Origin of the sequence: Flavobacterium soyae (genome assembly GCF_021245985.1) — a bacterium.
Lineage (GTDB): Bacteria > Bacteroidota > Bacteroidia > Flavobacteriales > Flavobacteriaceae > Flavobacterium > Flavobacterium soyae.
On the sequence record NZ_JAJQXA010000014.1, the window covers coordinates 22,300 to 35,225 of the forward strand.

Genomic DNA, 12,926 nt, shown 5'->3' on the forward strand with positions numbered 1-12,926 from the left:
CCAGTAAAAATGCATGAAAACACTACACGTTTTATATATAGATACTGACATGGCAATAATGCCAGCCGGAATTACAAGGAGAGAGTAGTAATGAACAAATAACAGACTAACTGGGAATATTACAATCATACCAAAGCCTTCTATGATCTTCTGGAAAGTCTTATGCTCGAATGAAAAACTTGGAAAGAACGATTAGCATAGTATGTCGTTTCAAATAAAAACAGAACAATAAAAAACTGCCGTGTCAAAGATTAATAATATGCATATTTCAAATAACAAATATAATTTTACTTATCAGCCTAGCTAAATCTAGAACGATGCCCCCCGAAAATATCTAATATTTTTTCTAAATCTTCCAAAAAAATCGACATTTGTTCTGTCGAGACTGTAAAACCGAACAAATAAGATAACAACTTATCTGTTCGGTTTTTTTATCCACTAAAACACTATTAATCGACAAAATGCTCCCTACTATAACATTCACTCTAATTGTTTTTTCGTTTTAATTAGCTTAGTGTTAAACTATTTCTGGATGAAACAGCCTGGTTTCAATTCAAAATGACCACCCTTTTCAGTACAAAGTGACCATTATTTGTAGAAATAGAAAGAAATCTCTATAACAAAAATGCCAGCTCGATAAGGCTGGCATTAAAGGTCTCATAATAGGTTAAATACTATTTAATTTTAAGGTTCTCAGTTATTTTTACAACTAATTTTAAAGTACTTATCTAAACTTATTATTGTTTTTATACTTATATGTATATTCGGTAGACTTCTTATCTCCCGGCAGATTGTACTTCATTAGTATTTCATAATTTCCATAACGCATAAATAGGTAATTACTATTAAAAAAACGTTTTGCAATTGATTCGACACCAGTGTTTCCATTAATGTAAGCATTAATAATTTGATTGTTTAAATCAACCCAGTCTTGTTTATAAAGCAACGGCATATTATACTTAAATGGAAAATTGCCTTTTGTCCAGGATTGATTTATATCATTCTCTATACTGGTCATGTAGTAAGCATTCAGCGGAATTGCTTTTGCAGGAATAACTCCTAACTCATCGGTGTCCCTATTATTAATAGTGTAACTCCCATTTAAAGGATAGTCTTTATACAAATAAGGATAAATATCTATAGTATAATACTCATCATTTAGTTTAGACTGTGCTATAATAATTGGCTTGTTATCACTGTATGTTACTCCTTGTAATTCAGTCAAATCAAATGCTTCCTGACTTGAAATGGTATTAGTTAAATAAATAACATCAGAATACAATACTCCAAAATTATAGCTTTGAGTATTTATAGCATTCATTTTCGCTGTAAATGTTTTGTATTTACTTGTATTAAATGAATAAGATAAACGATCAATACTGCCTTCAGCCTTAGACAATACATCTGCTTGATTTTCTTTTATCTGAATATCATTACCCCCATCACTGATTGTATTTGTTCTTGAATTCGATCCAGTGTTTCCAGAGGGAGCTTGTTTTAAACTGCTCACTATAGAAAAGTTATATTTTTTTTCCTGCTTAATATCAGGTAATTCATAATACACTTCATTTTTATTGGTATCATAATTGAAAGCGGTTGCTTTTGCATTGAAAGCGCCTTCTTCATTTACTTTGATACTGGTTTCCCAGCTTGCATCTTCAAATAAATAATCCTGGCCACGCTTAAGCTGAATATATCCTTTTGGATATTCTTCTTCAAGAAAATATTTCTGATCTACAACCGGATAAGAATATTTAATATTGTTAAGCGGAATATGATTTGGTGCTCCTCCTGTTGTAAATAATCTTTCTTCGTATTCTGTGGCTACTTTTCCATCAACTTTGATAGGCTGAAAAACACCGTTTATCATTTTTTTGAAACTAACTTCTACTTGAACCTTCAATTCTTTGTTTGGAGGTAAAATATCTGTTGAAACAAAATTTACTCTGTCTTTCATAGAACCCCATTCAAAAGTTCCCGGTATTTCGGCCGTGCCATCAAAAACTTTAAATTTTTCTAGGATAACTTTGTAAGTAACATCTCCAGTATCTTCGGGAATTACAAATGCTTCATTCACTTTCATTGAGAAAGCGGCCTACGGAACAGCAAAAACATCCACATCAGCTGAGCTTTGTTTTGGCGTTACATCGGTTATCAATTTAATTCCACCTAACGGAGATGCATTTTCAAATTGGCATTCTTCGCCAATTTCTAATTTAAAACGGAATTTACCTTTGATTAATCCGCCTAAAACATTCATGTTACCGCCAACATAACCACGCATCCAAACTGGATTTGGCAGTTTGGCCTGCAATAATACTGCTGCTCCTCCTGAGATGATTGGAACTTTTATTTTTACAAATGCCAATTTTATTCTAACTCCTAGTTCTCCCTGCAAATAAGCATACGACTGACCATTTGCATACCAGCCATTTATTCCCACAGTCTTTCCTGTATTCGAACATCTGGCCTCCTGGTAATCTTTCAGCATAATATCGAATCCCATTCCTGCCTGAAAACGAGCGTAGAATAGTAAAAAACTTAAGTCTCCTGTATCAAAATCTAAATTAGCTCCAAAAGCTAAACCTCCACCATTAGCCAATGCATTTTCATCACGCATATAATCTAATTGTTTTGCATCGACGCCTAAAATCTGCGCAACAATTGGCGGTGGGGGCGGACTTGCTGGAAGCAGTGTTCCTGCCATAAAATAGCTCGTTGTTTTTAAGAATATACCGCCAACTCCTAGTTTTATTCCACATCTGTCATCAGGAGTTCCTATATACATATACCAGTCTTTGGGATCTTTATGAAAAACAGCCCAGCCTGCTCTTCCTCCTTCTCCAATTCCGGATAAGAAATTACCCGGAGTATTTATAAAAACATCCATAGTACCATGCATTGAATGATTTTGAAAATCAAATTCTATTGCCGAAGCGACTTTAATACCATCATCTGAAGATAAATCTCCAGGTATTGCCAATTTTGCTTCTGGAATATATTTACTGGTAAAAGACCCTTTAAGATCTGCATCTGTGTCTCCTAGAAAAATTTTCTTTGCAGCTGCATTTGAAGCTACTTTATCGATTAATCCAGTTACACTTTTTAATCCTGGTATTTCTCCCGCCACTTTTGCCTTTCCAAAAATCGCCAATCTATTAATGCCGCCTTTTGAATTAAACGCCATCTCAAATCCTGCTTCTCCATCACATATTGTTTCTGAACCAACATGAAAATAAATTAAGGCTTTAAGACCTAAACTTATTTTTTCATCAGGCGTATAAGAAAGTCCAGATAATGAAAAATCTGAAATTGACAAATCACCGTTTCTTCTCATTTTATAATAGGCCCCGCCACCAAAGCCATTAATCATAAATGGTGACGGCACTGGTGGCCACTTAACTGCGGAATCAAAATACCAATATCTAAAAGTAGAGCGTCCAAAAATAGCTTTTGCCTGAACATTGACAACATCAGCAACATCAACCATCAAATCTGCATTAAAACCATTGCCATAAACTGGATCGTTTTCCATTAGGATAAGTCCTCCTTTTATTTTCAGTCCACTAAACTGGCAGTCAATACTAATGGCAGACAAATCCAGACCTGCATATCGGCTTCGCTGTCTGTATCCATCGTCATACATTTTTCCTAATATTCCAATTCTTGCTGTCGCTCCCGCTCCTACACTCTCCATCAAATTTATCCCCAAATCAAAATCAATTCGGGAGTCATTTCCGTTAATGGCAACATTTATATTACCAATTGAAACTGGAAAATTAGCAAAGCCCATAGTGCCTTTATAGCCCATGTTACGCACAGAAATTATTGGAGAAACGGTTTGGAGCTGTAAGTTTTCAAAAGAAATACCTTTAAAATCAACCATTCGTTTTCCTTCTACTTCCTTATCATCTGTGGCGCTCTTATTAGTTCCAATAGAAATTGTACCATTTAAATTGGCTCTGGGTAAAAATCTTCCGTTTACTAAATTTAATTCAACGGAACTATTGGGCAGCAATAATGCTTTTGCTTTCCAGATATCAAAAGATAAAGAATCTTTAGTAGCAACAACTAACTGCTGTTCACTCATGGATATAAATCCATTGTAAAGCAATCCCTTTCTATTCGTTTGTGCTGAATTTGTTGAAGATGAACCCGTTGATTTAGTAATTGGCAGCAAAATTTCACCGCTTAGATTTGCTTTCACAAATGTATTAGCGGCAATAGTGACATCAATATGATCCAGAGAATAAGCCCAAGATTTTTCTTCGCTTGTAATTCCTCTATCAAGCGGAAAAACATTATCTGCATAAAAAGTTCCTGAAACCCCATATTTATCTATAATAAGGTTTTGTGCCCCAACATGAATTCTGCCTTTATTGGATGCTGTATCTGTCGTTTGAAATTCTTTTGGCAGCCCAACATCAAAGGTTTGAATGTATACCCCCTTCCAAGCTTCCGGGCTTGGTGATAATAATGCGTTTTTTGTATAATATTCCGGAAAGAACACGCTAGGATCATTCTTTAAATCACTTAAATCTAATACAGCATTACTTACCAAAAATGTAAAGTTACCATCAAAATCTTTTCCATTTCGTTTGTCTTTTAAAACAAAAGGCTGCAGGCTTACATTGACTAAAATGTCATTCCAATCACTTGCAGTAAAATTAAATTCTCCTCTAACTCTATTCGGGATTTGCACTGGTTTACCATTATAATAGGTTTTAGTAGTAGTCGTTGCTGCTTCGTCAACTAAACCTGTTCTTGGATCAATAGGTAAAATTAGATTTCTAGAAAACTCGACCGCTCCTGAAATTTTCATTTCTTTAAAACCATCGCAATCAATTGTTACATAGGTCAGGTCTTTGGTATGACCGGCTGCCATATCAAAACCTCCATACAATGATAATTGCCATTTATCATCACTGAACGGAATATCTACATTTCCCAACAGCACTAATTTTGCTTCTCCTATTATTCCTCCCTGATGAGAAAGTTTTACATCATCGGCTCCAAAAAACAGCTGCATCGGCTGTCCGTTTGGACCCTTCTGAGGAATGTCAACCCTGCAGAATACTGTAAGCGTAGTGTATTCAGGGGAAAATACCGCTTTTGTTATCCCGATAGAATACTGCACATTGTTTACCGTATTTCGAATCCCTACAGGAAGTTCGACCAAATCCTGATTGGAGAAATGATCTACCCAGCGGTCTGCCGCAGCAATCTTTTCTATTGAGCCAGCTGCTGCATTCAGCTCTTTAGGAGGTGCTATATCCTGTCCATATGAACTAAAGATCCAAAACAGAATAAACAAGGCAGATAAATGTAATTTGTAAAACTTCTTCATAGTAAATAATCTATATTGTGCTTGAAACCTGAATTTCAATATTTTTTATATTTAATGTACTCTCGCTAAAAGCTGTAACCATAGTTAAAATTCAACATTACATCATTGTTTGCGGGTCGGTTTGCTGCGCTTCTAAACATCGTTATCATAGACAATGCAAAATTGTGTTTTTGCATTAGTGTATAGCTGTTATTGAGTTTTATCCCAAAAACTGAACTTGTATCTACATCACTTTGGGTATTATTATACAATAGTCCAAAATTGGAGTTTAACTTCTCTTTTAATAATTTTTTAGAAACCGCTACTGAAGCGCCCAAAGATGAATTATCAAATAATCCTACTTGATTATTAGTGTAATTTAAAGTGCTGATTAATGCCGTTTTGATTCCGATAAAATTTATGGTATGTCCTAAATTATAGTTTTGAACGGTGCTTGCCTGTCCTTTTCTAATTACACCTCCTTGTTCATTGGCCTGACCTGCAATACTATAATTAAAATTCATATTTTGGTTTTTCTTTTCTCCAAAAGCATAACTAAAGTTTAAGTTAGCATTTTGTGATAACTGCTTATAATCTAAAGTATCGGCTGCTACGACATTTGGATTATTAATAAGTTCAAATTGATCGAGTTTTTTATTGGTATAAGTTGAAAAATTAGAATAACTTCCTGTAAAATTAAACTGCTCTGTAACCTTATAATTCATATTTACAGAACCCACGACCCTCTTAGTATCTTGTTTTTTCTCGTGTGCCAAATCATCTCTTTGATATCCTAAACTTACTGCTATATTAATATTATCATTATAAAAAGGTCTTGAAAGGCGTAATGCAATATTTTCTAAATCATTATTAAAGTACATTGCTCCCAATGTATTGTAATTGGGATCAATACGTTCATACGTTAATCCAAGTCTTGTTTTTTGTATGCTGTAATCAAAATTTACATTTAATGCGTTTAAGAAAACAGTGCTTTCTTTTGCGGAGAAAAGTCTGTCCTTAAAATTTCCTCCTTGGAGTGTTTCTGCACGTGTATCGTCTGTTAATACTGATAGCGCATACTCTACATTAAAAGTTAAATCTTTTAATAATGATGTACCAAAAAGCAGACTGTTTACAAAATTTGATTTAGGTGTTACTCCACTGTCATTTCCTGTTAGGTTGAGTGAGTTTACATTGTCTTTGGCATAAAAGCCAATCCAGCCTATTTTATATCTTTCTTTTTCGAAACTTGTTTTTATGCCGTAGCCAAATCGTTCATAAACGGGAACGCCTCCTAACGCGTCTTCTTCATTTACAGCTTTTAATAATTGCCCTCCCATTAAACTAATTTTAAACGGGCTTCTTGGTGTCAATTCAAGACCAACTCCTCTAAAAGGATAACCGCTTAAAGTATAAGGCGAAAAAGTCATATTTGCATTACCTATATAAGCTTTTACCCATTTGTATTTAGGCATGATACAAATTCGGTTAAAATCAAAAGGAGCAGTATAACCCAGATCATTTCCCTGATTGGTCAGGCTGTAAAATACCGGAATATTAAAACTGAATGCACTGATATTTAAATTACCTGAAAGCAGATAAGTAAATGGCTCTCTAGAATTTTGCTGATTCGAATTATAAAATATCATGTTAGCATTTACTCCACCTGTAACTTTAAAATTAGGCTTGTAAAAATTCTCTAAATCAACGTCCTGCGAATATCCATTTTTAGTAACTAAGAACAGTAGAACAACTAGGAGTTTTAACCAATTATTTGTATTATTTATTTTCATTAATCGATTCCTCCTTTATTGTTTTTGTACTTTAATGTCGCATAAAATATAAGAGCTGGTTCCGTTTTTTACCATGTCTTTAATTTTGATTGCACCTTTTCTGCCGTCCTGCGTTTTAAATAAAATTATTCTTGGATATGTTAAGCCAAATTGCTGTTCTCCTGCTGCACTGTAACTTATGTTTAATGATTTTATAAGGTTATCATTTACCATGGCATCAAATTGTGTTTCGGTAAAGTTTAGACCGCAATTGCATAAATTTTGAGAGTTTACAAAAATGGTGCTTTGAGCATTTTTAAGAGGCAGAAAGCCATAATTATTAGCCTGATCTGGCGAAATGAATTTGTTGTATGTCAAATTGCTGTTTAGTCCCTGAAACACAATATCGATCAAACTGCTGTTTTCGTCATTGATCTCATTGGCTTTATAAACCTGTCTGGTTGTAGTCGAATACATTGCGCCAATATTATTATTGTTGTGTGCCGAATTTATTCCCAGCTTGATATTGGTCAAAATACGCAGGTTTGTATCAGGCTGTACTATAATTGTTGACTTGAAAATCTGGCTGGTTTTATCGTTGGATGCTTCTAGAGTAACTTCGTGCGTACCGACGCTTGTAAATGCAACTATTGGGTTTTCTTCTGTTGATACTGCCGGATTTCCGCCTTCAAAAGTCCATTTGTATTTTGTGGCACTGATTGATTTATTGATGAAATTAATTGTTACAGGTGATTCATAATCATCATTTTCAAACTTGGGTTCATAAGCAAACAAGCTCACCAAAAATGGTGCAACTGTAATAGTTTTAGTTACTTTTTGAGTTTCAAGTCCATTTGAAACGGTTAGGGTAATTGGATGTTCTCCAGGTATTGTAAAAACAACATTGGGCGGTGTTTTTCCTGTAAAATCAGCTGGCATTCCATCCTGAAATTCCCATTTATAACTAAGCCCTTCACCTGCTGTATTATTGGTTAAGATAACTTCTACTGGCGAATAATTATTTTTTACAATTTCATGGGTGAAATCGATATTGATTCCGTCTCTAATAACAACTGTTTTACTAATTTCTTTACTCTCGCCATCTGCATTCGACGCTCTTAGTTTTATGGTATAAGTTCCCTGCTTATCATAGAGTATTTCGCCTGGATTTTTTAAGTTTGAAGTACTCGGACTTCCTCCTTCAAATGTCCACTGGTAGGTATCTGCTCCTGTAATTTTACTATCGATTTTAATGACAACCGGTACCGATTCTTTGGCATTAACATACGTAGTCGTAAAATCTCCTTCAACGGCTATAGAAGTTTCCTGATAACAAGAGGTTATTATAATAAATACTAATAAGAGTAAAGCTTTTTTCATTTTGTTGTATTTTAAACCACTACAGTTTTAAAGCTATAATGGTTTTTTAATCTTTTATTTTTCTGCTGCCGCTTTTGCAAATTTTGTTTGGAAATCTGAAATTTTAATCAAGTCGCTGCTTGTGGCCATATACATATCATTACCTATAAACTTGATCATTTTAATACTTCCAAACGAATTAGTAATTTTTTGGCCAGTCGATCTGACTTTGAACTCTCCTTCTTTAAAAGAAGACAAAGAGTTGTCTTGAAGATTTAATTTATAAATGCCTTTTCCTTTTACGGCTACATATAAATCATTTTTTGAATCGAATGTAATATCATTATAAGATTCATCATTTGTTGTTGAAATTAAAGTTGTTACTTTCCATTCATTATTAACATACTCCACTTTTCTAATATTAGAACTCTTATAAGCTCCATTACTCGATTCGTAAAAATTATCGATTATATACTGTACATTATTTAATGAAATCATTTTTAATACGGTGCCAAAACTTGCATTTAGACCTGTGCCGTCTTTTATTTCATTTTTTTCCGAGCCGGCAACAAACATATCGCCACTTAGTTCAGGAAAAAATCTTTTTATTTGTCTATTGCCGTAATCAAATACAAAAAAAGTATTATCACCATTGTTGCTGATAGACAAAAGATTGATTTTGCTCGCAAAAGGCGAACTTATTGGCTTCATTGTATAAAATGGCTTGAGATCTGAGAAATTATTTTCGAATCGCAATATTTTATCTGAGCCCGGTGTATTACCTTTTGCAACCATCAAAAGATCCCCATTATTTGCGAATGTCAAATTTGCGAAATTGAAATTTCCAAGGTCAAGATATTTAAGTGCAGTTTCCTTTCCTTGTGGATCAACTTTCTTTAATCCCATATACCTTGATCCTTTCTCATCATCTGTCTGTCCTATTTTATATACTATATTATCAGTACCAATGACAAAATCATCAACATAACCATCAATAATGTAATCAGCTACTATCTCTCCTTTTTCAATTGGATTTGTTCCCGGCTGACTTTCTGAATCTGAACTACAACTATTCAAGGTTAAAAAAAGTTGTAACACTGCTACTAATAAAATTCTCTTTTTCATTTCTATTTTTACTTTAATTATTTACTGCAATTATTTTTATAATCTTCTAAAACTTTAATCAATCCTTCAAGGGTTTTAAAATCATAGTTTTCAAACACAAACGAATCGCATTTTAGATATTCACTAACATTTTTCCTTAGCTTATCATTACTTGATTTATTGGTGTATAAACCTTTTTCTTGTGCTGGTATTTTTATAATGAAATCAGATGACAGCAATGGATCAACTAGAACCATATAACCACTTTCTTCGTACAAGATTTTATAGAAACTCGAAAAATCAAAGCTTAAGGAATTTAAACTTCCTGCTGCTGCCATTGTATTTCCTATCGTTTTTAATCCTAAATAACATTCTTCTTTTCCGCTTTTCTCGATACAGAATCTGGTTCCGTTTTTTGATTTAAAATTTTCTGTTTTCTCACGTCCTTTTTCATTGGTAAATTTTAATGTTACCGTTTTCCCATAAGCAGTCATATCAGCCATTCCGCTTGATGATTCCGCTTTTTTCGATTGAAATTCGGCTGTAATTGGCCCAGATTTTTTTTTCTCCTTTTTCATTTATAACATATCCGTTTTGTTCATAAATATTAGCTGAATTTGAACGTTCTGTCTTTATTTTTTCTTCAGTTATTTTTGCTTGCTCAACTCTGATTGCCATAACTTCAGCTTTTCCTTGATGCTGTAGTTTATAACCATTCCCAACCAATACTCTTACAATATTCATTGCAGTAATATCTTTACTCATTTTATACCCCATAGGGTTACCATGGTTGTCAAAAGCAACTTTAAATATCTTTTTATCATAGGTGACTAATTCCTCATTCAAAAAACCTTTATATCCAGGAAAAGTTCCGCTTTTTGCAAACCATGTTGCCATTAAATAGTTATCTAAGTCCAGAACTTCATAGTTTAATTCTCCATTTTTTGAGGGTAATATCACTCTGATGTAACCAATCCTCTTATCTGCTGGGTCCGGATTCTGTGCCTTTATACTATAAATAGTTCCTGCATCATCAATACTCAATTGATAAGCATCTATAGCTTTATTTGCCTGATCTATTTCATTTTTGGCTTCTATTAATTTTGCAGCAATACCAGTTGCTTCTCCATTAATGAAATTTTCTATCGCATCAATATTCAATCCGTCAACATTTAGATAATTATGTTCTATTAATGCAGTAACAACACTTTTCTCGTTGTTAAAAGGATTAAACTTTCCTTTTGTAAATTCGATTTCATTCGACTTTGTAGTTTCTTCATTCGTGAGTTCCATTATCGGAATAGCAGGAACTGGCAAGATCTGCTTTAACTGAATGCTCATTTTGTAATTTTTATCTAAACTCGAAACTTTAAATGAAGGCTTCTTACCTTCTATATAAGCAACTGGTTTTTCATCTAGTTTTATTTCTCCTTTGTCGATTTTAATTTTTTGAGCATAATTACTTATAGTAAAAAGTAAAATTAATATGGTTAAAAAAAATTGTTTCATACGTAAATACTTTATTTTAATTAATATAATTCATAAAAAAATTCTTCTGGTAATCATAGAAGGCCAGATAATTAGTTTCGTTAAAATTGTGGTATTTTTGGTATGCTAAAATTTGTAAATTATACAAAAGGATATTTAAAAATATTAAGTTTAATTAGTTCTAAGATTTACTAATTATCTTCAAATCTATTTGGTTTCAAAACTTATAAAATAAGCGTTTATTTTATTATCAGCGTTTTTTGCTCATTTATTGCTTTGGTTCAATCTTAACTAAAGCTTTGCAATAAAGAGCAGCAATTAATTATTCCACTTCTATTTTTTCAATTTTTTTAGATAACGGTTCTATTATATTCTCTTCAAATAATTTTATTTGTATATTCTTTGTATTTGAAAACCATTCAAAATCATCTTTCCCTTTGCCATTTATGAAATATAAATTTATCGCAACAGTTGTTTCTTTATCATTTACTTCATTTACTTCCAAATAATAGGTTAGTTTTTCTCCATTTTCAAATATCCTTATTGTATTTATTCTTGAATTACCAAAAACGGAATCTTGATAACTTAGATATATTGATTTATCAGAAATTATTTTTAATTCATTTTTAAATTTTATAATAGATGTATTAAATTCATATACTTTCATTTTGCTTGGAGGATTTGAAGAACTATGAAAATAAAGGTATGTCAAACCAAAAAATAATATTTTATTTAATATGTATCCTGAAATAACAACTATCATTAAATATTTTAATATTTTTCTCACTTTATTTGCTTTAAGTTTTCCCTACTTAATAATACTTCTATCAACAAGTTTTATTGAATTCTTTTATGAAATTTATAATTTCTTATATATTTTAATTTTTAAACTTTATAATAAAACTAAAACTTGACATACTTTCTGTCACACGAAAGATTCGTGCGGAAGCCGTTTTTTAATTCATATATTATTAGAAAATAAGTATATCCACATTATCTGCTACTTTTTTTCAATTTTACTATTGTCTTTTTTTCAATAAATCCTACATTAGGATTTCCGTCCCACATCCTCACACAGCACCAATCGCTGTTGTCTATTCTTTCAATCACTCTCAATAAATCGCCTTTTTTTAATTGTCTAAGCTTTTTTGTTACAGGAAATTCAGGCGAGTATAAATAAGTATCCCTATTTACAGAAGTACTGTCTTCATTCCAGACCGCCAAAGCCTCATGACGAAAAAAACAATCCTCATACTCTTTTTTGTCATTTAATTCACGACAGGAAAAATAGGTATTACTATCAGTTCTGCGTTCTTTAAAAAGAATTCTAGGATGGTTTATTTCTTTAAAAAAATCATCATTTATTTCCCAATCCGTTTTGCCAAACAGATTATTCCAAAAACCTTTATCCTTTTTTTTTAAATATCCATTGAATACTTCATTCATTGCGATTTCATGAAGTTTCTCAAAACTTAAAGGTGTATGAATGTCTTTTTGGTAGTATTCACGAGGAAGATGAATTGATGCTCCATTAAAGAAATACCATTTATCTTTAATTTTTAATCCATAAAAAAAAATAATTCCATCATGATCAGTTAATTCAGAGATATATTGATATTCAAGAGCCGTTATCACTTTATTCCTCGCTTTATTAAAACATAAAAGACTATCTATTTTAAAAGGTTCTGTAGCTATTCTATATGGAACTAAATTATTCTTTGCCCATATTCTTATGCTATCATTCATCAGATAGTATACATTTTTATACTCGTACTTTGTTATAATGCTTTCAGATGTTTTTTTGAAAAATTTTGTAGTTTCATTTATTTCTTTTTCTTTCACATTATGACAACTAGCAAAGCATATTATAATAATAA

General features: G+C 32.3%; 9 protein-coding genes. All 9 read right to left on the bottom strand.

What is annotated here, in order from left to right; genetic code table 11:
* Positions 1–724 precede the first annotated feature (724 nt).
* A complete protein-coding gene (locus LUU93_RS16800; protein WP_232682327.1) occupies positions 725–2,083 on the bottom strand; it encodes a hypothetical protein in 1,359 nt (452 codons plus the stop codon).
* 12 nt (positions 2,084–2,095) lie between these two features.
* On the bottom strand, positions 2,096–5,347 hold the full coding sequence (locus tag LUU93_RS16805; RefSeq protein WP_232682328.1) for a hypothetical protein: 3,252 nt from the start codon (positions 5,345–5,347) through the stop codon (positions 2,096–2,098).
* Between the two features lie 65 nt (positions 5,348–5,412).
* Positions 5,413–7,119, bottom strand: coding sequence for a hypothetical protein (locus LUU93_RS16810; RefSeq protein ID WP_232682329.1), 1,707 nt, complete (start codon positions 7,117–7,119; stop codon positions 5,413–5,415).
* Positions 7,120–7,134: 15 nt separating this feature from the next.
* Positions 7,135–8,478, bottom strand: coding sequence for a PKD domain-containing protein (locus LUU93_RS16815; protein ID WP_232682330.1), 1,344 nt, complete (start codon positions 8,476–8,478; stop codon positions 7,135–7,137).
* Between the two features lie 54 nt (positions 8,479–8,532).
* Positions 8,533–9,582 carry a hypothetical protein gene (locus LUU93_RS16820; RefSeq protein ID WP_232682331.1) on the bottom strand — a complete coding sequence of 350 codons (1,050 nt, stop codon included), beginning with the start codon at positions 9,580–9,582 and terminating at the stop codon, positions 8,533–8,535.
* A gap of 17 nt (positions 9,583–9,599) precedes the next feature.
* On the bottom strand, positions 9,600–10,139 hold the full coding sequence (locus LUU93_RS16825; protein ID WP_232682332.1) for a hypothetical protein: 540 nt from the start codon (positions 10,137–10,139) through the stop codon (positions 9,600–9,602).
* Positions 10,057–11,070 (bottom strand): hypothetical protein, encoded by a 1,014-nt coding sequence (locus tag LUU93_RS16830; RefSeq protein ID WP_232682333.1) that lies wholly within the window; start codon positions 11,068–11,070, stop codon positions 10,057–10,059. Before LUU93_RS16830 ends, LUU93_RS16825 begins: the two co-directional genes overlap by 83 nt.
* A 301-nt stretch (positions 11,071–11,371) precedes the next feature.
* Positions 11,372–11,836: a hypothetical protein gene (locus tag LUU93_RS16835; protein ID WP_232682334.1), complete on the bottom strand. Its 465-nt coding sequence runs from the start codon at positions 11,834–11,836 to the stop codon at positions 11,372–11,374.
* Positions 11,837–12,042: 206 nt separating this feature from the next.
* On the bottom strand, positions 12,043–12,891 hold the full coding sequence (locus tag LUU93_RS16840; RefSeq protein WP_232682335.1) for a hypothetical protein: 849 nt from the start codon (positions 12,889–12,891) through the stop codon (positions 12,043–12,045).
* Positions 12,892–12,926: the final 35 nt, after the last annotated feature.